20 protein-coding genes are annotated in these 21,804 nt (G+C 55.5%); 13 read left to right on the plus strand and 7 right to left on the minus strand.

From position 1 onward, the window contains the following. Window positions 1-96: 96 nt before the first annotated feature. Window positions 97-789 carry a bacillithiol biosynthesis deacetylase BshB1 gene (gene bshB1, locus SH421x_RS24180; RefSeq protein WP_488852582.1) on the minus strand — a complete coding sequence of 231 codons (693 nt, stop codon included), beginning with the start codon at window positions 787-789 and terminating at the stop codon, window positions 97-99. Between the two features lie 89 nt (window positions 790-878). Between bshB1 and SH421x_RS24185 the strand changes: the two genes are divergently transcribed. Continuing rightward, window positions 879-1,142, plus strand: coding sequence for a hypothetical protein (locus SH421x_RS24185; RefSeq protein ID WP_488852583.1), 264 nt, complete (start codon window positions 879-881; stop codon window positions 1,140-1,142). Here SH421x_RS24185 and SH421x_RS24190 read toward each other — a convergent pair. Beyond that, window positions 1,139-1,573, minus strand: a complete 435-nt coding sequence (locus tag SH421x_RS24190; protein WP_488852584.1) for a hypothetical protein — start codon at window positions 1,571-1,573, stop codon at window positions 1,139-1,141. The genes SH421x_RS24185 and SH421x_RS24190 overlap by 4 nt on opposite strands. Before the next feature lie 382 nt (window positions 1,574-1,955). Here SH421x_RS24190 and SH421x_RS24195 point away from each other — a divergent pair, with 382 nt between their 5' ends. The 6 genes from SH421x_RS24195 to SH421x_RS24220 all read left to right on the plus strand — a co-directional run bounded on the left by SH421x_RS24195 (window position 1,956) and on the right by SH421x_RS24220 (window position 6,983). Further along, a complete protein-coding gene (locus SH421x_RS24195; RefSeq protein WP_488852585.1) occupies window positions 1,956-2,855 on the plus strand; it encodes a DUF1559 family PulG-like putative transporter in 900 nt (299 codons plus the stop codon). 44 nt (window positions 2,856-2,899) lie between these two features. Next, window positions 2,900-3,307 carry a hypothetical protein gene (locus SH421x_RS24200; RefSeq protein WP_488852586.1) on the plus strand — a complete coding sequence of 136 codons (408 nt, stop codon included), beginning with the start codon at window positions 2,900-2,902 and terminating at the stop codon, window positions 3,305-3,307. A gap of 428 nt (window positions 3,308-3,735) precedes the next feature. Next, window positions 3,736-4,629 (plus strand): DUF1559 family PulG-like putative transporter, encoded by an 894-nt coding sequence (locus SH421x_RS24205; RefSeq protein ID WP_488852587.1) that lies wholly within the window; start codon window positions 3,736-3,738, stop codon window positions 4,627-4,629. After that, on the plus strand, window positions 4,630-5,061 hold the full coding sequence (locus SH421x_RS24210; RefSeq protein ID WP_488852588.1) for a hypothetical protein: 432 nt from the start codon (window positions 4,630-4,632) through the stop codon (window positions 5,059-5,061). It begins immediately after the preceding gene. A 417-nt stretch (window positions 5,062-5,478) separates the two neighbouring features. Further along, window positions 5,479-6,444 (plus strand): DUF1559 domain-containing protein, encoded by a 966-nt coding sequence (locus tag SH421x_RS24215; protein ID WP_488852589.1) that lies wholly within the window; start codon window positions 5,479-5,481, stop codon window positions 6,442-6,444. 104 nt (window positions 6,445-6,548) lie between these two features. Continuing rightward, a complete protein-coding gene (locus tag SH421x_RS24220; protein ID WP_488852590.1) occupies window positions 6,549-6,983 on the plus strand; it encodes a hypothetical protein in 435 nt (144 codons plus the stop codon). Window positions 6,984-7,072: 89 nt separating this feature from the next. Here the strand turns inward: SH421x_RS24220 and SH421x_RS24225 are convergent, their stop codons facing one another. Then, the gene (locus SH421x_RS24225; RefSeq protein ID WP_488852591.1) at window positions 7,073-7,750 is read right to left on the minus strand and encodes a zinc metallopeptidase; all 678 of its coding nucleotides are present in this window, start codon (window positions 7,748-7,750) and stop codon (window positions 7,073-7,075) included. Window positions 7,751-8,054: 304 nt separating this feature from the next. Between SH421x_RS24225 and SH421x_RS24230 the strand changes: the two genes are divergently transcribed. After that, window positions 8,055-9,227 (plus strand): ADP-ribosylation factor-directed GTPase activating protein isoform b, encoded by a 1,173-nt coding sequence (locus SH421x_RS24230; RefSeq protein WP_488852592.1) that lies wholly within the window; start codon window positions 8,055-8,057, stop codon window positions 9,225-9,227. A gap of 11 nt (window positions 9,228-9,238) precedes the next feature. Here SH421x_RS24230 and SH421x_RS24235 read toward each other — a convergent pair whose 3' ends face one another. Continuing rightward, window positions 9,239-12,451, minus strand: coding sequence for a PDZ domain-containing protein (locus tag SH421x_RS24235; RefSeq protein ID WP_488852593.1), 3,213 nt, complete (start codon window positions 12,449-12,451; stop codon window positions 9,239-9,241). A 322-nt stretch (window positions 12,452-12,773) separates the two neighbouring features. Here SH421x_RS24235 and dprA point away from each other — a divergent pair, with 322 nt between their 5' ends. Next, complete coding sequence (gene dprA / locus SH421x_RS24240; protein ID WP_488852594.1) at window positions 12,774-13,904, plus strand: DNA-processing protein DprA; 1,131 nt, start codon at window positions 12,774-12,776, stop codon at window positions 13,902-13,904. Between the two features lie 369 nt (window positions 13,905-14,273). Then, the gene (locus SH421x_RS24245) at window positions 14,274-15,605 is read left to right on the plus strand and encodes a hypothetical protein (protein ID WP_488852595.1); all 1,332 of its coding nucleotides are present in this window, start codon (window positions 14,274-14,276) and stop codon (window positions 15,603-15,605) included. Between the two features lie 88 nt (window positions 15,606-15,693). On the opposite strand, the gene SH421x_RS24250 is transcribed toward SH421x_RS24245, so the two are convergent. Together SH421x_RS24250 and SH421x_RS24255 are read right to left on the minus strand one after the other, a co-directional pair. Next, window positions 15,694-16,242, minus strand: a complete 549-nt coding sequence (locus SH421x_RS24250) for a hypothetical protein (RefSeq protein ID WP_488852596.1) — start codon at window positions 16,240-16,242, stop codon at window positions 15,694-15,696. A gap of 121 nt (window positions 16,243-16,363) precedes the next feature. After that, window positions 16,364-17,158: an SDR family NAD(P)-dependent oxidoreductase gene (locus SH421x_RS24255; protein ID WP_488852597.1), complete on the minus strand. Its 795-nt coding sequence runs from the start codon at window positions 17,156-17,158 to the stop codon at window positions 16,364-16,366. 1,195 nt (window positions 17,159-18,353) lie between these two features. On the opposite strand from SH421x_RS24255, the gene SH421x_RS24260 reads away from it, so the two are divergent. The 3 genes from SH421x_RS24260 (at window position 18,354) to SH421x_RS24270 (ending at window position 21,357) form a co-directional block, all read left to right on the plus strand. Beyond that, entirely contained in the window at window positions 18,354-19,913 is a 1,560-nt protein-coding gene (locus SH421x_RS24260) for a sigma-70 family RNA polymerase sigma factor (protein WP_488852598.1), read from the plus strand. Window positions 19,914-19,994: 81 nt separating this feature from the next. Further along, a complete protein-coding gene (locus SH421x_RS24265) occupies window positions 19,995-20,507 on the plus strand; it encodes a hypothetical protein (protein WP_488852599.1) in 513 nt (170 codons plus the stop codon). A 16-nt stretch (window positions 20,508-20,523) separates the two neighbouring features. Continuing rightward, window positions 20,524-21,357 (plus strand): class I SAM-dependent methyltransferase, encoded by an 834-nt coding sequence (locus SH421x_RS24270; protein ID WP_488852600.1) that lies wholly within the window; start codon window positions 20,524-20,526, stop codon window positions 21,355-21,357. 39 nt (window positions 21,358-21,396) lie between these two features. Here SH421x_RS24270 and SH421x_RS24275 read toward each other — a convergent pair whose 3' ends face one another. Further along, on the minus strand, window positions 21,397-21,795 hold the full coding sequence (locus tag SH421x_RS24275; protein ID WP_488852601.1) for a hypothetical protein: 399 nt from the start codon (window positions 21,793-21,795) through the stop codon (window positions 21,397-21,399). Window positions 21,796-21,804: the final 9 nt, after the last annotated feature.

A 21,804-nucleotide genomic window follows, 5' to 3' on the forward strand; every position in this document is an offset into this window, starting at 1 on the left:
TCGGCAAAGTCAACGCAATCGCTTTAGTCGGACTGGACGATTTGTGAAAGAAATTGCACCAGTGATATTCAAAGTTGGGCACGCTTCTCGTGTCAGCTAAACCAGCGACTGCATGCTAGCCAGTCCGATCGGTTCGCGACTGGTGAACGGTTCGCCATATTTTGTGCCGATCACCTTGCCCCAGTACGACGCTTCGTCCCGCAGCTTATCCAGAAAGGTCGGCGGCTCTGGTGGGCGACCTTCCACAAATTGACTGTGATAGCATGCGATCGACGCCGCTTTCTGTTCCCACTGATCACTGATGTCGAGAATGAAAGCTGGTTGGATGGCCATCTTTAGGTGCACGCAGTAATAGTTGTAGATCCGTTCAGGATGAAACGGCTCGCCGGGCATTTCGGTTTTGGAGAGCTTCGACCAAAACCGGGCCGCATCGACGAGTTGCGTCGCCGCCAAATGATCAGGATGTGCGTCTTCCCAATAAGGAGCAAACAGCCAACGCGGGCGAACGCGGCGGAAGACCGTGGCGATCTGCTCCCGAGCTGCTAGCGTTGGTTCGAGACTTCGATTGGGCAAGCCCAGATTCTCGCGCCAGTCGAGACCCAAAATCTTGGTCGCAGCAGCTGTTTCGGCGGCTCGCTTTTCGAGCGATCCGAAAGGAGTCGGCTCACCGCTGGTTAAATCGAGGACGCCGACGCGCAATCCTTCCGATTTGAACTTCAAGATTGCTCCGGCCATCCCCAACTCGGCGTCATCGGGGTGGGGCGCGACGACTAGTACATCCAGCTTCATTTCTTATCCAAGTTGCTCTAGCGGCAGGGGGGGCGATTTGACAGACTCCGATCCTTGATTCCAGCGAACTCGATGCTGAACCACTAATTATGAACCGTACAATCCTGTTGTTGTTATTGATGTCCGCCAACTTCTGGGTTGGATGCCAAACTTGGCGTCCTTGGAACAAAAAAACAACCGCCGAACCGACAGAACTAGAATCGTCCGACGAAAAAGAGGCGAAAACCTCGATGGACTCGGTTACCACCGAAGTCTCTGGGTTCTCTCAAGCCTTTCGAGGCAAAAGCAGCGACGATCAAGGGACCGGCTTGAGCAATCGCTCGCGGGATATTGAAAGTCGGCTTGGCTTCTAACAGCCTTTCGAGCATTTGTTCGATGATTCTGACGCTTCGCGGGAGTGATCTTCGCTCGTTGCATCTGCCAGCAGCCAACTACGGGCTTCTTCGACCGTTCGGAACAGCCCTCCGTTCACCAGCGCACGATTCTTCAGCACCGTCTCGACAAATTTGATCTGCTCATATTTGTCAGGGTCGACCGCAACCCAGGCGATTCGATGTTTCCAGGTGATGCCGGCCTCGCGGAAGATATCAATGTGCTTAAAACTGTCCATCGTTGACAGTTCACCAACTGTGCGCGACTGCCCAAGGATGTTGTAGCAATCATATTGCTCACAAGCGGCGGCGATGCTCTTCCACAAAGTCATTGCCCGCGCATAGGAATCACTGCCGGTTGCAACTACCGAAATATAGTCGCCGACAAACTCGATGAAGTCCTCGTCTTTCATCCCCTCACCCCTGCTCTTTCTCCAACTGAGTAACCACAGTTGAGTTTTTCAGATTTCCGGAGGTTTACTCTAGTCAAGTTAAACTACGGCAAGCCGCAGATGCAATTATTTGCGTACTCTATTTTGTAAAAACCTCGCGGCAAATCGCTCTTCTTTCCTTGAATAACTAAACCTCCCCGGCACAACCCCCAATTTTCGACGTCCTAATAACATAGCTTTCGATACCGCTACAGGGCTCTTTTGCTGAAATGCCACCCATAAAGCCCATAAGACGAATTGCCTTTCAGCCAATCTACCGATAACCTTAAGGAGGGTTTTGAGTTGATCAGCTTGCTCTCTTCCAAAATTCTGCGCGATTTAGTTTTCATTCAGGATGACATGTATGCGGCGTTACCACTCAAGATCCGGCAAACCATCGGGCTTCACGCTGGTTGAATTACTTGTCGTGATCGCGATTATCGGCGTGTTGATCGCTCTGTTATTGCCGGCGGTGCAGCAAGCTCGCGAAGCGGCTCGGCGGATGCAATGCACCAACAACCTCAAGCAATTAGCGTTAGCGCTGCATAATTACCACGACATCCATCAGAATTTCCCGTTGACGGCGGCATCCAGCAGTGGACGAATTAGTTTGCAGTTCCGCCTGCTTCCCTTCATCGAACAGCAAAATCTGTACGACCAAGTCGACTACACCAACGACTACCACGCAAACATCGACCTGGCCAATACGCGCATCGACGGTTTCCTGTGCCCCAGCGGAACGGTCGAACTTTCGGCCCGCGCGACCGGCACCGGTGACGAACTAGGCGCCTACACAACCCACTACTACGGTAACGCAGGCCCCATCGGAACCAACACGCTGACCGGGGCCGCCTATCAACAAGATGCTGGCTCTTTTGGGCCGGTCGGTCGTGAAGGGGTCTTCTATCCTTACAAGAGCTATTCTTTCCGCGATCTTTTGGATGGAACCAGCAATACGATCGGATTTGGCGAACTCTCTTTTGGCAAGTACATCAACTACCGCGCCTGGACGCGCGGTTCGCTTCAATACGACGCGACCAACGTGGCCTTGCTTGGAGCAAAAACGCATACCCAACCGATCAACTACGGAAAAAACGGCGCCTCGATGCCGTTCAACGCCGGCGGCTACGGCAGCGAGCATCCCGGTGGAGCCAACTTTGGCATGATGGATGGGTCGGTCCGATTTATTTCTCAGGCGATCGACATGAACATTTACCGTGGACTCGCAAGTCGCGCCGGGGGCGAAGTGAGTTCGTCGGAATAATGGATCCGAGAACGCAGCCTGCGATTCAGAACCCAAGGGACATCATGCGACAATCTATCTGCTTACTCGGCGCAATCCTGGTCGCTAGTCTATTGATCAGCGGTTGCCAGCGAGACGAGATCACTCGTCATCGACTCTCCGGCACGGTCACCTATCAAGGCAAACCGGTTCCAACCGGCGCGATTTTCTTTGAACCTGACGCGTCGCAAGGAAACTCCGGAGCTCCGTCGTACGCCCAAATCAAAGAGGGCAAGTTTGACACCGCCGCCGATGGGATTGGTTTTATCGGTGGCCCGCATGTCGTAAGGATTGAAGCGTTCGACGGCGTCAGCACCAACGAGTATGCACCGCAAGGCGCGTCACTGACCAAGCGAAAAAACTACATCAAAAAGTTCGACTTCCCCTCAGGAGATACTGTTCAGGACTTCGAGATAACCGAGGTGGTGAAGTAATCACAAGCCGATCCGCTTTTCATCTCGATTTCAACTCAGAGCAGCACAAGGATTCGCCAGTCGGATCCTTTTTTTATTTCGAATTCTCGAAATTCTTTTTGGTCCATAAACAGCGTTTCATGAGTTAATAGTCCCTTTTGCCGCAAAAAAACACATCTAAAACATTCCCTGGCCACAATCTAGCACCCGTTGGGAGTAGATCCGTTTTTCATTTTTTCAGGTTCTGTTTGATTCGGTCTTGCGATGTATTAGCAAGCTGTAGACCAATGAGATTTGATAGTTCACTACGACAAATGAGGGTGTTTTCAGTAATCGCATGGTGCTTTAATTTTAAATAAGTATTTTCGCCTTATCGATCGGTTGTTCTCGCCTGATCTATTGCGGGCAATGCTCTCCTCTTCATTTTTCGGTTCTTCGGGAGGTTCTTCATGTCTCAGCTCTCTTCGTCCGCCGCACGAAAGCGTGCCTTTACGCTGGTCGAACTGTTGGTCGTGATCGCGATCATCGGAGTTTTGATCGCATTACTTCTGCCGGCTGTGCAACAAGCGCGCGAAGCGGCTCGGCGTATGCAATGCACTAACAATCTGAAACAATTGACGCTCTCGCTGCACAATTACCATGATGTCTATCAAAAGTTCCCACCATCGGATGTCGACGGAGGCGGGAAAGTCGGCTACCTCGTACGACTTCTCCCATTTATTGAACAGCAAAATATCTACGACCAAATTCGCTATGACGGGAACTATCTCACCAATGTGCCTCTTGCCAGGAATCGCATTGAAGGCTTTCTCTGCCCGAGTGGAATGACAGAGCTTTCGCCGCGCACGGATGAGCCTGGCGCTCATACGACCCACTACTACGGCAATGCTGGTCCGATCGGGACCAATCCAATTAGCGGCGGACAATACACCCGCGACACTTCGCGTGAAAACAGTTCCTTTGGAGAATATGCGACCGAAGGAATTTTTAATCTGCGCAGCAATCTTTCGTTTCGCGATATTACCGACGGTTCAACCAACACCATCGGCATCGGAGAAATTTCGTACAACAAATATCCCTTCTATCGAGCCTGGACGCGCGGCCTGTATTGGTCGGGGGGGGGCGCGTTGCTTTCGACCAAAAATCATAAATGGCCGATCAATGCCGCCAAAAGCGGCGCCTTTTCTATGACGTTTAACAACGGCGGATACGGCAGCGAACATCCTGGGGGCGCAAATTTTAGCATGATGGATGGTTCGGTTCGTTACATCGCCGAGACGGTTGACATGACTGTCTATCGAGCATCCGCAAGCCGAGGAGCTGGCGAAGTCGCCGGGTTATAAATGGGCGCAATACATCACCATTCGCGATTGCTTGGATCGATTGTTCTGCCTTGTCTGGCGATAACTCTTGTCATCGGAGGCTGCAGCAAGTCCGATACCTCTCGATATCGCTTTTCTGGCGTGGTGACCTATCAAGGCCAACCGGTTCCGGTCGGCACCATCATGTTTGAGCCTGACACGAGAAATGGAAACAGCGGCGCCGCAGGCTCTGCGGCGATCGTCGACGGCAAGTTCGACTCCGCGACCAGCGGCAGTGGATTTGTCGGTGGTCCCCAGTTAGTGACCATCCAGGGCTTTGACGGCGAAGTTGTCAATGAAGACTTCGCTCCCTACGGAACACCGATTGGCAAAGGTAAAAGCTGCATCCAAGCCTTCGACTTCCCGCACGCTGATGTAGAGATAGAGATTGAAATGGCGGACGCGCTGAAATAGGAGCACGCCGCTCTGCTTTCCGCTTGATTGCCAATCTATAACAGCGCAAGATTCCGCCAGACGGATCCTTTTTTTATTTCGAATTCTCGAAATTCTTTCCAAGTCATTCACGTCCCTGCATGGGTTGGCAGTCCACTTAGCCGCAAAAAAACATGGCCAAAACATCTGCCAGCCCCATTCCCTCACCCACAAGGAGTATCTTTGTTCTTCAATTTTTGAAATTCTGTTTGATTCCGTCTTGCGGAAAAACAACAAGCTGTGCAGCAACGAGACATAGTGCGTCACTAACCGCTATTTAGGGCATTTTCAGCCCTTAGGCTCTGCCTTATTTTTAAACCAGGCTTTTTAACTTATTTGCCTCTGTTATTGGGCCGGCGTTCTCCTCTTCATTTTTTCCGATTTTTCGGGAGGTTCCTGATGACTCTTCTCTCTTCTTCTGCTGCGCGGCGGCGTGGTTTTACCCTCGTAGAATTGCTGGTCGTAATCGCGATCATCGGCGTTTTGATCGCCTTGTTACTGCCTGCGGTGCAGCAAGCCCGCGAAGCGGCGCGGCGTGCTCAATGCACCAATAATCTAAAGCAGTTGACCCTAGCGGCTCACATGCACATTGATACGTATCCCGACTGGTTTCCGTTGGGGGCGATGAACAGCAATGGCAAAGTCGAGACGGGGCAAACTTACGAGCGTATTACTTGGCACATCCTGCTCTGGCCCTTTATCGAGCAGTCCGCGTTATATGACAACTATGACGTCACGCAGCCGTTCCACACCGCGACTAACATCAATCAACTGCGCGTGCCGGTGAACGCTTATTACTGTCCTTCAGACCAGGTCGGAGCGATTCAAGGGGCCACGGCGGATCCAACTTACTGGCGCGCCATGGGAAACTACGTGGGCAACATGGGAAACACCCACTTGCATCAAAACGCGGCCGATCAGGCGATCTTCAACGGCTCTCCGTTTGGCGTTCGCCATACCTATCGCATGAGCCAAATGATTGACGGCACGTCCAACACTGCTTGCTTCTCAGAGATCATCATCGCATCCGCCAACGCCATTGATGACAACCGTGGAGACATCATGAATGACGAAGGAAGCCCCGGTTTCATGTCAATCTTGACGCCCAACTCTTCAAGCCCCGATCAATGCCGACAATGCAAAGCGTCGTCCATGAATACCAGCCACAATGACTACCGCTCGATTCCTTGCACCATCGCCGCCAACAATGCCGAGATGCAAATCGCGGCACGCAGTCGTCATCCCGGCGGAGTGGTCATCAGCATGTGCGACGGTTCGGTCCGGTTTGTGGGTGAGACAATCTCGCAATCAGTCTGGCAAGGAGTGATGTCGGGACGCGGCGGCGAAGTGGCTCAACTTCCGTAGGATTTCGTCCAGTACGTTCGCCAATCAGCGGCGTGGCGCAGACCAATGGGGTTTCGCGCCCCTGGGTTGGCGATTGACTCAATCTCCATCTGCAAGGCAGTCTTATGCAAATCTCAACACTTGTGACCACTGTGGTTGCTACTATCTCGCTGCTGTCGATTGGATGCAGTAGCGGCGTCAAGTCGAACGAAGTCAAAGTAAGCGGCACGGTGACCATCGACGGACAACCGATCGAAATCGGCTCTGTTTCGTTCGTCTCCGCCGATGGGGCAACCCCAACCGGCGGCGGCAATATCAAAGACGGGACGTATGTCGCGTTTGTCGCGCCCGGCGAAAAAAAGGTGCTGGTCCTCGGCAACAAATTGGTCGGCAAAGAAAAACTGTACGATACGCCTGATAGCCCAACGCGTGACAAGTACGAAAAAGTAACCCCTCCAGAGTATAACGCAGATCATCTGACGCCGCTGACCGCCAGCATCCAAGGCGCCCAGGACGATCTTAACTTTGAGTTGTCGAGTAAAGTCAAAGCCAGACGCTAAGCTTGCGTCAACGATCCTTTGCAAGAAATAGACAGACCGCGGCGAAATGGTTTCGCCGCGGTCTTAATTTTTTCATCTGGATCGATCACTTAATCGCGGCGGCCCATGTAGATCATGATGTAGTACAGCAATGTCAGCACCGCTTGCAGCGTCGCGGCGACATAGGTCAATGCCGCGGCGTACAGCATGTTGCGGACGACGTGCATATCTTCTTGCGGCACAATGTTGAGATCGACCAAGACCCGCTTGGCGCGAGCACTTGCGTCAAACTCGACCGGCAAGTTGATCAACTGAAACACCACGACGCAGCCAAACAGCACAATGCCCGCCAGGATCAAAAATTTGAAATTAAAGATCATGCCGATAATTAGCAAGATCCAACTAGCGCTGCTACCAAAACTGGCGGTCGGAACCGCCAGGTTGCGGAGCACGAGTGGCGCATAATGCTTGGCGTCTTGAATCGCATGGCCTGCTTCGTGCGCGGCGATACCAACCGCTCCCAGTGATCGCGATTGATAAACGTCAGGGCTTAGCCGCAGGACTTTGGCTCGGGGATCGTAATGATCCGAAAGTTGCCCGGGGATCTGCTCAATCCCTACGTCGGTCAATCCAGCCGAGTCCAAAATGTGTCGGGCCGCCGCAGCGCCTGACAGCGGCGCCGGCTTTTTCATCGCCGACGCATAAGTCGACTTCAGCCAGATCTGGGCGATAAACGCCAGGATCAGGGCCGGAGCGATAATCAGAAAATACATCGGGTCGAAGAACATAACGTCTTTCTCGCCTCACTAGCGTTGATGGAAGGAGCACAGCAGCCCCTACGACAGGCGTTTTGCTGTGGCTGAAAGCTATTCGCCGAAGGCCGCTCAGAATTATAGGCCTTCAAAATGGCAGGAACAGCTCCTTTTCACCGTTAGATGCAAGTCCCGTTCCAAATTAGGCTGCCGATTCTGCTGGCGGACCGACAATCGTCAAATTGCCTAAATTACGCATTCGCTAGTTTCTCCCAAATGTGCATGCTATAACGAGATGTCCGGGCTTTCGTTCCCAACCTTCTACCTTTGAGCAGCTTTTATGTCCTCGGTGCGGTATTCCGGTTATTGCTTGGCGTTGATTTTGTCGCTTGTCTTGGCCGGCTCCGGTTGCCGTCCGTCGCTTGCTCCTCCGGCAGGCCAACCCCTTCCGACGGCGACAACCGACATCGATATGGACAAACTGCGTGATCGGATCGACGCGGTTCTCGATTACACGCTGGCGCAGCGCAAGCTAAACACCAAAGATCACGCCGCCTGGCAGATCTTGCATGGCGCGCTCGCCTATCAGTCGGTCTTTCCGGTAGAGCACGAAGGGAAGTTTGTTTCCGCCGTCGACCATCTGCTTCAGGGTGGCAAGATGACAGGCTGGACGGTCGAGCGCGGATCGCCGCTGCCGTTTGTCGGCGCCGATGGTGAAAAGCGATATGGGCTGCGTGCGCTGTTGGAACAAGGGACAAAAACGGGCCAAGGGCATAACGATCAATGGCTCGCGATTTTGTCTCAGTGTGACCTACCGCCGGAAACTATCATTCAGTTTGAAGGCAACGAGTACACGATGAGCGATTTCGTCGGTCAGGTGCAGCTCGACTTGTCTCGCAATTTTGATCGCGAATATAGCTGGACGTTGATCTCGCTAACCGCCTATTTGCCGACCACGGCCTCATGGGTTGATTCAACCGGCAAAAAATGGAGCATCCCCGGCCTAGTCCAGTCCGAAGTCGATCAAGGCTTTGGCAGCGGCGCCTGCGGGGGAACACACCGGTTGATTGGATTGTCGATGGCCCTAAATCGTCACACGGCGCAAGGGGGCGAGATGACGCCGGAGTGGGTCGCCGCGGATGAACGCATTCAGGAAGCGATCACCAAGGCGCGTCAGTTTCAAAACTCGAATGGTTCGCTTAGCAGCAATTACTTCCTCCGCTCAGGCAGTTCGCCTGACCTGGCCGAAGATATCGGCACCACAGGGCACACGCTCGAATTTCTTTCGCTCTCATTGACCGAGGAAGAGCTGCGAGAACCTTGGGTTGCTCGCGCAGCACAGCACATGTGCAAGATCTTCGAGCAAACCGAAGGTGCGCCGCTAGAATGCGGAGCCCTGTATCACGCGGCTCACGGCTTGGTGCTTTATCGTCAACGGATGTTTGGGCCGCGCGAGTACAAGTTTGAGTTGACGGCGCCTGGGGAAGCAACCGAAGAGGTCGTGGCCAAGTAAGCTGAATTTTGTCAGTCGCGGCGGCCAAGCTTTAATCGTTTGGTGCTGCGATCCGCAAGACGTCGATATTCGACCTCCACCTCGTCGCCGGGATTGAGTGCTGCGACGGCCGCCAGCACGTCGCCGCGACTGCGTACCTCTTGGCCATTTACCTTGGTCAGCAAATCACCCACTCGAAAGCCAATTTCGGCTGCTGGTCCACCCGCGCGAACGTCAGTCACTTCCACTCCATCCGCTGCTTGACGAACCGTCATGCCTAGCTGGGGTCCCACGCCGATCAACCAAGCGCCTAAGACTTCGTTTCGTTTCAATCGGTCCATCTGCTTGCGTATGGGATACACATTGACGATCAGCGGCGAACCGCCGCTCAGCGTCTCGATACAAAGCCCGCCGAGCCGCTGCTCGATCTCAATCGCACCTTGCCCGACGCCAAACGGAAAGCTAGGCGGCTGGGTCCAAATCGCGCCAAAGTAATCCCCTTCTTTGCGTATCACCTCCGCCGCTGGCTTTTGCTGGCCGTCCACGCCGACCGCCAACAGGATCTGCTGGCGTTCAAAGTTTTCGCGATAGGTCAGATCAATCCAGGGCCAACGATTATCGTTGGGCGGTTTGTCGGTAATCTGCAACAAACCCAAGTCATGCTCACGGTCAACACCAAACGTCTTGCCCGCAAAAGTCTGCCCGTCCGCCGTGGTGATCTTCACTTCGCGCTCTGCGGGAAAGACCTGATGCCCAGGCGAAACGACCCAACCTTCCTGCTCGTGAATAATAAACCCGCTTCCCTGCTCTCCATCGTCGTATTCAATGGTTACTGTAGCAGCGAGGGCCTGCGGCAAATTTTTCTCCCGCCGATCATCCCATTTTTCCCAGTTGTTGCGATCAGGACTCGGCGCGATCACCAACTCATAATCCGAATGCCGACGAGCGAGATAAAAGTGGTCGAACAAGCAGGGCCCGCCGTCGACAACTCGCACGGCGATGCCAGTCACTTGGATCTCGCCAAAATTGGCGAAGAGATCAGCAAACCCTACCTTCCACTCTGCTTTCAGCTCGCTCCCTTCCAGCACGACAAAACCAGGCTCTTTTTTCGCTCCTTTGCCTAAACGATAAACGGCCGGCGCTGCTTGATCATCCTCGTGTAAGAAACGAATCTCAATCTGCCCTCCTCCTTCTTTGCGATAGGCGAAGCGGAGAAAGCGAAGTTCGCCCAAACTCGATCGCTCGGTAATCTCCAACGGGGGATCAAACTTGGCGACTTCGACAAAGTCGCCTGGCGCGATCCGGATCGCCGGCGCGCCGATCATGCTAGGAGAATCGACTAGCTCCACATTGGCTGGATCGCCGGAGAGCGTTTTCATCTCGGCGACCTCGGCGGTGGTCGGATCCTCCAGCAAGGTAATCAACGTGGTTCGCTCGGGGCCGACGCTGATTTCGCGCCAGTCGAGCGGCATGCGTGCATCGGATGGAAACTGGCGAATGACCACTTCGACCGGTCCACTTCGTCCGCCCAGCGAAACATAGCGGGGCGTTTGTCCTGATTCATACCGCTGGCTTTCAGGCAGCTCGCTTTCAAGCGCCGTAGCGCCGTCAAGCAAAACTTCTAGCCGTGGCGGCGCGCCAAAATTTCCCCAGCGATCGGTCGTGATCGTCAGCCAGCGATCCTCGGCAGAAAGATCCAGCGTGCGCCGCAATTCAAACGGCTTGTTGATTGCCAAAGCGGTGAGCCGCCACTCAATCGGGGCGCGATCGACATCGCGCCGCAGGTTGATAATTTGGATTTCCCCTTCCGGCTGCGGAACTACCGTCCAACCATCCCAGGCGGTGATTTGTTGAATCGCGTGCTGCCGCACTTCTTTTTCCAACAGCTCGCGATCCAGTTGAAACTGCGGCTCCAACCAGTCGGTCATGTCACGGATGTCAAACGGATCGGCCCCTGTAGGTCGATTGTCGTGCGCTGGATCGACTTCCAAGCGAAGTTGTTTTGCTTGTTTATCCGCCGGCCAAGAAAGCAGGCCGCTATCAATCACCTTTTGCGAGCCGACAATCAGCGGGCTCTCGAAAAGTTGCTCGTCATCCAAATAGATGCGAGCTTGCACGCAGCCGCCGTCGCGGGCCGCGTAATCCAAGCCGATCCGCGTTTGAAAACCACGCACCAACGGTGACAACGGCACGCTAATCTTGCTGGCCGCCAACACGCCGACGCCCCAGCCAAATAGCTCGTCGCCGGTTCGCAGCGGACCGCCAACAACGCTACGGTTGCTACGTGCAGGCCAACCATTCTCAGAGAAGTAGGCGCCGGTGCGATCTTCGCTATAAGCAAAGCGAACCAGCGGCGGGCGATCCGGAGCAAAACTGCGACGCAAATAACTGCGTGCGTTCGGAATCCACAAGACATCCAGCGACCAAGCAGGCTGCATCGCATGCACCCAGCGATCTCCTTGATTGTTATCCCCTTGCGAATCGGCGTCGAACCGCTGCAGAGAAGTGGTCGCAATCAAACCGTCCATCGATTCCCATTGCAGCAGTCGAGCCAGACGCAGATCACTAAAACCATCCGGCAGCAGCATGCCCAGCTCGTCAAGGTAGAGATCCCAACTGCTCGCCTCTGGCATGTGCAACTCGGATAGTTCGTCGAACCGAGCAACGCGTCTCCCATTAGCCAACAACAGATGCGCGTCGCCATCGACCAAGCGAATCGCGCGAAAGCTCACCTTGCGGCCGTCGCGATAAGAGATCGTCGCAGGTTCGTAACGATCGATCGGGCCCCCTCGTTTCCAGACGATCTTTTTTACGAAACGCTCCAAGACGCGGACCGAATAATCGATGCGTTCATCGCCGGGACGGCGAATATCGATCGTCGGTTGCACCAAAAAATGGGCCGGAACAATCACGCCTGCAGCGGCGGTAGTGGGAACAAAACGCGTCACATCACCCGGCAATCGATCGCCGCTCACCAGCTCGACATAAGCGTCAGGCGTCTCGCTCGGTTGTAACGAGCGATCCAACAGCCAACGCATCGAATTGTCGCCGTCGATGAGATTTCGTCCCGCAAGTTGCGGCAGAGCGTTGTTCGAGTACCAGTTGCGGATCTGCTCATCAACCAATCGCTCGCCGTTCTCCAGCTTGGCTAAATAGCGCTTCGCAGGCTCATCAGCAGCCAACAACAGCGCAGCCCCGACGAGAACCCAACAGATCGAGAGCGTCCAGCGGATCAAAAAATTCATAAGCAAATGGGGATCAGGGAAGGTGCATCCAAGGACTAGCGTTCTGTCTCGCGACAATTTTCGAGCGCTAGGCTTTTACGGGGCCTGCGATGAGGCAGCAGTATGCCTTAAGTGGCCGAAAAAAGTGGAGTGATGAAACCCAGTCTATCAGCTACGTATGTGCGCCGCCTGTCAATGGTTACGACCCTGGCGAGGGAGAAACCGGGAGTTTTGTCTGGCTTCGCCAAAATTCTGGCATCTCGGCCCCGCCCCCGCTACAATGGGCGTCAAAAATCCCCCGCCAGACCGAGCCAAGCTACCCAGATCGAGCCAAGCTACTTTGATGAGTGATATCCCCGACCAGTTCGCCGATCCGGCGTTTCGCGCCAAGTTACGGCTTGCACTCGTCTCCGGCGTCGGTCCGCGAACTTCACAGCTGCTGCTTGAGAGATTCGGCACGCATGCCGCGGTGCTGTCCGCATCGCGTAGCGAACTAGAGCGGGTCTCCGGCGTCGGCCCCATTCTTAGCAAAAAGATCGTGTCGGCCGGCGAGATTGATATCGATCGCGAGATCTCGCTCTGCGTCGACTTTGATGTCGACATCCTGGCGCTCGGCGATGATCGTTATCCTCACTTGTTAACTGAGATCCCCGATCCGCCCAGCATCATGTTTTTGCGTGGTGATCTTTTGCCGGCCGACGCCATGTCGGTCGCGATCGTCGGCACGCGACATGCTTCTAGCTATGGACTGGCCCAAGCCGAACGTTTTGGTTACGAACTAGCGAAAGCCGGCTTTACCGTCGTCAGCGGACTGGCCCGCGGCATCGATGCCGCCGCTCATCGTGGAGCGCTGCGAGCCGGGGGACGCACCATCGCTTTTCTCGCCAGCGGGTTACGCAGCATCTATCCACCTGAACATGAAACGCTAGCCGACGAAGTCGCCGAACAAGGAGCTTTACTCAGCGAATCGCCGCCGTTGGCCAAACCGCTTAGCGGCGCTTTTCCGCAGCGCAATCGCCTTATCACCGGCATGAGTCTCGGCGTGATCGTCGTCGAAGCGGCGACGCGCAGCGGAGCGTTGATCTCGGCGCGCTGCGCGATGGAGCAGGGACGCGAAGTCTTCGCAATCCCCGGCCGCATCGACAACGCCAATGCTCGTGGTTGTCATCGCTTGCTAAAAGATGGAGCGAAGCTGGTCGAATCGATTGACGACGTGCTTGATGAACTTGGCCCACTGACTCGTCCCGCCCATACCGAAGATGGAAAAACGATCCATGCTCCGATCGAAATGCAACTGAACGAGATGGAAACCGCGATCATGCAGGCCCTGGCCGACGGCCAACCAACCGACATGGACTCGGTCGTAAGCCGCAGCGGGCTGCCGATCCACAATGTGCTATCCACGATCTGTGTCCTGGAGATGCGGCGGCTCGTCCGGCGCTTGAGCGGAGTCACCGTCCAACGCGCCGTCTGATTGGTTCGCCTGCGTCGTCTGAGCCCTCTGCGATTTCGCTGGCTTTGATCGGGCTGATTTGGGCAGGCTGAGCTTTGCCTGATCGGACTTTGGTGGGGGAGATTCACTAATTGTGATGACGAAAACGTACTGTTCGGGCGGTTTTTTGTTCATGCCCCCCAATGTAGCCGCGAGGGATGTCAGCTAGCTGTCACCCCTCGGCGATTCACTTCCGCAACAAGTTCAATTTCTACCGCTGGAAGAGCGCAGGAGGGTCTGCGACGTTGAGGGTTTTGCCGACTATACTGATCAAGCAAGATCGTTTTGTGCTGGCCGCGCCACGCCGGCAGTTCGCCGCACGTTTGCGACAAGCAGCGGCCGATGAAATGAATGGATAATTTGCCATTTTCTGATCTGCCACCCAACTTGCCCCCTGTTATGAACGACCCCGCCGCGATCCAAGAGGACTTCGCGACCTTCGTCGCTTGGTCGCTTGCGCAGTTGGGCATTGCCGTCGTTGACCAGGGGGATGGCTTCTCATTGGCGACCGTCACCAACCACCAGTCGGATTGGCTGCCGGCTGAGTTTCGGTTTCGGATTGGATCGCAGGGGGAAGAAGCCGACCATGATGCGGTGGTCATCAGTCCCGGCGGAACCTTCTGGGAAGACATTCTCCGCCGACTTCAGCAGTTAGAGCCAGCGCCGCAATCCGCGCCACGCGACGAACCGACCGGTGTCCCCGAATTGGCCGAAGCGTTGTTCGCTCCGTATCTGGTCGACGGAGGAAAGTGCCAACTGGGCGGCTGCCGTCTCGAAGAACGCCCGCTGCTGCGAATGACGACGATTCCGGCAGATGGCTCGCCGGTGCGACACCAGTTTTATTGGCGCACAGGAGAACAGTTGAGCAGCCATGAGATCCGCGCCTTTGGGCTCAAGCAACTCAAGCCGCACTTGGCCTATACGCGTGACGCCCGTGCGAACGTGCAGGTCCTGCTTGAGCAATCGTACGAGCGTATCCTGGCGGCGGAACAAGGAGAGCGTCAACTTGCGACCATCGTCTGGTGCAAGTATGCGATCGGCAAGATCGATTTTTTGATCGGCGACGCGGCGGCCAGCTTGCCGTTTGAAGGATGGGCTCGGCATTACGTCTCCGGCGATATTTCGCCTCCGCGTTTCGACGACCAAGCGACCGGGCAACTCTCTTATCATCTGGCCGCAACTGACAACGGGCAGATCGCTCCGATCGAGTCGATCGCAACGTGTGAATTGACAGGACGCCGCGTGCTGGAGTCAGAACTTGAGACCTCTGTCGTCAGTGGAAAACGGGGCTGCAAGGATCAATTCACCAGTTGTCCGGTCAGCGGCGATCGCTTGCTGACGGACGAATTGCAAAGCTGCAGCACTTGTGGACAACAGGTTTCTCCGAGAGCGCTGCGCGGCGGTGTCTGTCGCGTTTGTCGCAACTTGCGTTCGATCAGCAAAGATGATCCGACCATGGCCCGCATTTTGGATGTTTATCCTGGGCTGGATCCCTGGGGAAGCTGGCGTTTGGGAGAGTCGCAAGACGCGTATGTGTTGAGGGCCAGCGGCTGGTGGAACGAGATCCGCTTAACGCTTGATCTAGACACGTTGCAGCCGCGCCAAGCCGAAGAGCGAACCAAAGTAGTCGGTCGCTGGCGTCCACTGCCCGACGTCGAATGGCGACGCCTATTCGAGCAATAGCACTGTTGAATGGCGGCGCCTGTTTGAGCAGTCGCATTGGCGAATGGCAGCGCCTGTTCGAGCCCATAGCGCTGGCGAATGGATCAACCTATCCTCGCTTGCTTTTGGCCCCCATGATGGCCGCAAAGGCGACGATTGCGACCCCCAGCAATCCTAGTCCAAAACTAGCCGCCGCTTTTTTGATTTGGCCGGCTCGGATTAGATTGATCGTCTCGTTGTGCGTGCGGAAGTCTCGCACTTTCTCCAGATAACCTGGCTCGGAGAATTCGCCCCACATCTCAACCAATTGCCCGGCCGGCAGTTTTTGGAATTCAGTTTCGACCAGATCCTGGGGAAATTCTTCCACAACCGCCGCTTCCGGCAACCACCAAATCAGGATGTAGGCGCCCATCCCAACTCCCAGCACTATCGTGACGAATCCGATCGCGAAGAGCAGCCCTGCGGCGCGGTTCCATTCGCCGGTAGCAGCGACCGGCTGGCCCTGCAAATTTGCTTCGTACAGCGGCAAAGCTCGCAGCTCGCGCAGCGGCGGAACTTCTACCGTGCGACCACTCGGGGTTTGAATGAGCTCCCCCGCTTGGGTCGAGTTGACGACAACTTGCTCACCTTCGTCGGTCGTAAGCAGATATTTCAGCATAGATCCGTGCAGACTAGCGAGAAGACAAAATCGAAAAGTACGCAGCCAAACTTCTATCTTAAATCGAAATTCGCAGGCATGCGTCGCTCAAACGGCGGGAATCTGGTTTTTCGTAAATTCTTTACCCCGGCGCCGCCGATCCACGATTTCCCCACCACGGCAAGCTGATTCCACCGTCGACCAGCAGCGTTGCACCGGTCATGTAGCTGTTGGCCGGGTCGCACATGTAGGCGATCGCTTCCCCCATCTCTTCAGGCGTTCCCAGTCGTCCGAGCGGGATCTTGGAGCCTCCAGACTCTAGCGTCTCTTCGGAGGCGAATTTTCGCTCGCCAGGAGTGTCGGTCCAACCAGGCTGGCAAATATTGACGCGAATGCCAAATTCAGCGACTTCAATCGCCGCCGTCTTGGCCATGTGGTCGATCGCCGCTTTGGACATGTTGTAGGCCATCGCTCTGGGCGCCGGAATAAACGCGTGGGGCGAGCTGACAAACGTGATCGCTCCACCGTTGCCTTGCTTGAGCATTTGCTGCGTCGCGGCATGCAGCAAGTGAAATGCACCCCACATGGTGACGTTGATCGTACGATGAAAACCTTCGAGATCGGCCTCAAAATAGCGCTGACGATCGCTGTAGGCGGCGTTGCTGACGGCCACGTCCAAACTGCCGAACGCGTCGACCGTCTGTTGGACCATCTGTTGGACCGCTTCGAGACTAGAGACGTCGCCTTGCACGGCGATCGCTTGGCCCCCTAGCTGCTGAATCGTCTCCACCACTTCCGCCGCTTTTTCAGGCTGTGAACGATAATTGACGGCAACACTGGCCCCACGTTTGGCCAGCGCGATTGCGGCGGCGCGACCAATTCCGATGCTGGCTCCAGTAACCAGAGCCGCTTTTCCGGCCAGATTTTGCGAATTCATCCGTTGCAACTCCCGAGTGTCGAGAAAATTAAGGGGGGGCGTCTATGCTATCGAGCCCAAATGCAGCAAACAACTAGCAGGGACCAAACGCGCGAGATAGCGCGAAATATCAACGGTAATGTTGCCGATTGTCGCCTGGATGAGAAATCACAACGCCTAGGAAATCTGGGTAATTTCAGTCGAAGTAAAAATCACGACCTGCCGCAGCAGGAAATCCAAACTAAACTCTAGACCGAGCGGTCCCCCTAGTTAAAATTTAGAGACTGCAAATTTGAACAGAGGAAGTAGGCCAGCGCAAAACAGTTCCCGTTTGCTCCCTTAGCGACATCTTACCGCCGCGGCGATGGATTGAGGAAGACGCTCAAATCCGAAGATGGAATACCAAGGGCCGCTAAATAGGCAAGCACGGGGGAATTGCTGATTCGCATTCGGTTCACCGCAGTAGATCGCGTCTTCCAGAGTCGCCGCATTCGCACCAAAAGAGGCAACGGAAGTGTGTTTCGTTGTCAATTACCCCTTAAAGGGTGGGCAATGCGCGATTGGCGCGAGGAAAACTCATGGAAACCGAACAATACGTTTGATTAGAATAGAACGCATAACCGATTCCTTAATATTCCGTGCAGCGGATGGGGGATATCGGTTGAGCGGTATACAGAAGAACAAATTTTGTCATTCGAGCGGGGTTTGTAAACGGAACCAACGAATGGCGAATTTGAGATGATTGGGCAATGTCTGATTGGCATTCGTGAAGTTGAACAAGCGGTTCAATTTCCATTTGTCAAATTGGATGGGCAGGATGCCGACGCATGACTCAAGAATTGGCGGACGTAGCACGTAGGAAAAATACGGCGTCTTGGGGAAGCGGCGTGATTGCGATAAATGGATCGAGGTCGTAACACGTGTATGTCTAATCTCTTACCAAATGTCCACGGACGGCAATACGTTACTAGTTCGGTGGTAGACTTGCTTGGTTTGATGCCAAGCCGCCGCGAAAAACAAACGAGTGAAGCACTGAGTTGAGATTGATCCTTTTCGCCGCCTTATCACTAGGTGGATCGCAATTTCCGTACGCAACGCCTTGCCGCGTTACCTCGGCGTCGGACGCGATCAAATTGGGTGGAATGACGATGAATCTTGCTTGGAGTTTCCTCGACTCGGAAATCCCAACTCACGTTTTGGCGAGTGAAGGAGTGCAATGTTGTACGACGCCCTGATTGATGATTTTGAAGACGATGACGCTCGCGTTCGCAGCCCCCGAGATTTTGACGCTTCGGTCGAAGTGTTGGATGGGGACAGCGACGACACTCCATTGCTGGATGTCGATGCCGAAAGCAACGACAGCGCTGATGATTCGTCCGACGAATTCCTAGGCGATGATGGCGAAACTTGGTCGGATGACCCGGTCCGCATGTATCTGACGCAGATGGGCGAAATCCCGTTGTTGACCCGTCAGGAAGAAATCTTTCTCGCCCGCAAGATCGAGCTGACTCGGGCCAAGTTCCGCGGCATGCTGCTGGAATGCGATTACGTCATTCAAGACGCGATCAAAGTCTTGCGTCGCGTTCAGGATGGCGAACTGCCGTTCGATCGCACCGTGCAGGTCTCGGTCACCGATCGTTTAGAGAAAGAGCAGATTCTCGGTCGATTGCCCCACAATCTCAAAACGCTCGAGACCCTGCTGAAGCGCAATTATCGCGACTACCGGATCGCCACCAGCAAATCGCGGAGCGAAAGCCAACGCGCTGAAGCTTGGGTTCGACTCGGCCGTCGTCGTCGTCGCTCGGTCAAACTGGTCGAAGAACTCGGTCTGCGCACCCAACGCATCGAATCGAAGATCGGCACGCTCGAAGATTTCTCGCGTCGCATTGACGACCTGAAAATTCGCATCGACGCCAGCAAGCAGGCCAAAGCTCCCGAGGCTGAACGGGCCGACTGGGTCGCCGAATATCGCAACATCCTGGTTGCAACCCAAGAAACGCCGACCAGCTTGCGCCGTCGCGTCAACCAGCTTAAGGTCATCTACTCTGAATATCAGCAAGCCAAACGCGAGCTGTCGGAAGGGAACCTGCGTTTGGTGGTCTCGATCGCCAAAAAGTATCGCAATCGCGGTTTGAGCTTCCTGGACCTGATCCAAGAAGGCAACGCCGGCCTGATGCGAGCGGTCGACAAGTTTGAATACCGTCGCGGGTTCAAGTTCTGTACGTACGCCACTTGGTGGATTCGTCAGGCGATCACTCGCGCCGTAGCCGACCAAAGCCGTACGATCCGGATTCCGGTCCACATGGTCGAAACGATGTCGCGCGTTCGCAACGTCGCTCGCCAATTGCTGCAGGAAAAAGGACGCGAGCCTACCCTCGAAGAAACGGCCCGTCGCGCCGGCACGACCGTCGAAGAGGCGCGTCGCGTACTCGCGATGAGCCGCTACCCAATTTCGCTCGATCGTCCTGTCGGCAACAGCGAAGATAGCCAGTTTGGCGATCTGCTGCCCGATGGCGAAGCCGAAAGTCCTGCGATCGGCGCCGCCCAAGAAATGCTCCGGACCCGCATCAGCCGCGTGCTGAAAACCCTTAGCTATCGTGAACGCGAGATCATCAAGCTCCGTTACGGTCTGGGCGACGGTTACAGCTACACGCTGGAAGAAGTGGGACACATTTTCAAAGTGACCCGCGAACGTATCCGCCAGATCGAAGCCAAAGCGGTTCGCAAACTGCAGCAGCCAAGTCGCAGCCAAGAGCTGGTCGGGTTCCTCGACTAAGCTTGCCTGCTTCTTCGATCTAACAATCGATAAGCCGACGGCCGCACTGGGCGACGTCGGCTTTTTTTATGGAATCAACCCATGTCCACTGGCGAGCCTCCCAATCCGTTTCGCTCGCCTGACGATAGCGGCTCGTCCGAGGCCGTGTCGGCGACTCCTCCCTCGGTGGCGCTCGTCTTTCTCTTTTCGGCACTGCTCACGCTGTTTCAACTTTGCGTCGCCGTGGCCCTGGCCGTGAACGCGCAAGATCGTGCTCAAGCCGTGATGCTGTTTCCCTATCTGCCGTTGATTTTGGCAGTCGGACTGTGGTTCGGCGGTCGCGCCGTCTGGGCGTCGGCCCGATATTACTTGGCGTTCGCCACCGTCTCGTCGGCGCTTTTTTGTCTGGGATCGCTCGCCATCGGCAATGGTTGGCCCGCCGCCTATGCAGGCGTCAACACGCTGCTGTGCGCTTTGCTCTATTGGGAGCTTGGCCGAGCGGCCGCGCGAGCCTATTTTGGTTTTATCTGTCCACGCTGCGGCGCCGATCGCCCGCGTGGACTCGACATTCTGCAAATCGAAGTCCGCTGCCGGCAGTGTGACTTTCGCTGGTAAAGCAAGGAATATCCCGTTGTCGACTGACGAAGCTCCCCTCGACTCCAACGCCTATTCCCTGGATCAAAATCGAACCGCCTGGGATCGCAAGGTAAGGCAGCGCGATCGTTTTGCGCGCCCCGCCAACGACGCTGACTTCAAAGATCCGCTGGCCTTGGTCGATCGATGGGGTTGGCTCGGCGGCAGCGTTGTCGGCCAACGCATTCTTTGCCTGGGCGCCGGTGGAGGGCGCCAAGGACCGCTTTACGCCGCGGCGGGCGCCATCGTCACCGTGGTCGATATCAGCCCGGCCCAGCTAGAACTGGATCGTCAAGTTGCGGCTGAACGGCGGTTAACACTAACCACCGTCGAAGCGTCAATGGACGATCTCTCGATGCTCGGCGCCGCCGATTTTGACGTGATTATCCAGCCAGTCAGTACCTGCTATGTGCCGGACCTGCGTCCCGTTTATGCCGAAGTCGCGCGGTTGCTCGGCGACGGCGGACTTTACATCAGTCAACACAAAACGCCAACCAGCCTGCAAACCGACATCCAGCGCAGCCCCGGCGGATACGAACTGATCGAGCCCTACTACCGTCATGGCCCGCTGCCGCCGGTTGTCGGCAGTCGGCATCGCGAAGAAGGAACGCTCGAGTACCTACATCGCTGGGAAGATCTGGTCGGGCTCATGTGCCGCAGCGGCTTTGTCATCGAAGACCTAGTCGAACCGCTGCACGCCAAAGAAGACGCCGAACCCGATTCCTTCGCCGATCGCAGTCGCTACGTCGCCCCCTACGTCCGCATCAAAGCCCGCCGCAGCGGCCAAACCGCCCAACAAGAAAGCCGCGGCGCAATCTGGTTGCCAGGCTAGTTTACGAATGCCCGCGGTTGGCGCCCATCGATGCTGAAGCTACTGTTTCGGTTTTTTCACGACGATATCGAACCGGCCTCCCTGGACTGGCACTTCGCAGGTCAGACCGGACGTTTCGGGTTTCGTCATTTCTTCGGCGATGACGGCCCTCACACCAGTCCGTGCGCGCAGGTCTTCGACGACTGCGCCATCGATATAGACTTGATATTCTCCTTCGGGAAGACCGTCGTCGTCTTGGATCGAACCGACTACATAGCTTCCGTCCGGCTGAATGAGTCCGCTCGCCAGATATCCATCTTTAAGAAAACAAACGGATCCAAGGTTAAGCGGGGAGCCATCTTCAAACTTCACGGTTCCGCGGAGGTCTTCCAACGAACCTCCGCAGCCAATCGCGCCCAGACAGGCGACAATGGATAGTCCGATGATTATTTTGTTCATGTGGGTTCC

The organism is Blastopirellula sp. SH421 (assembly GCF_057808535.1).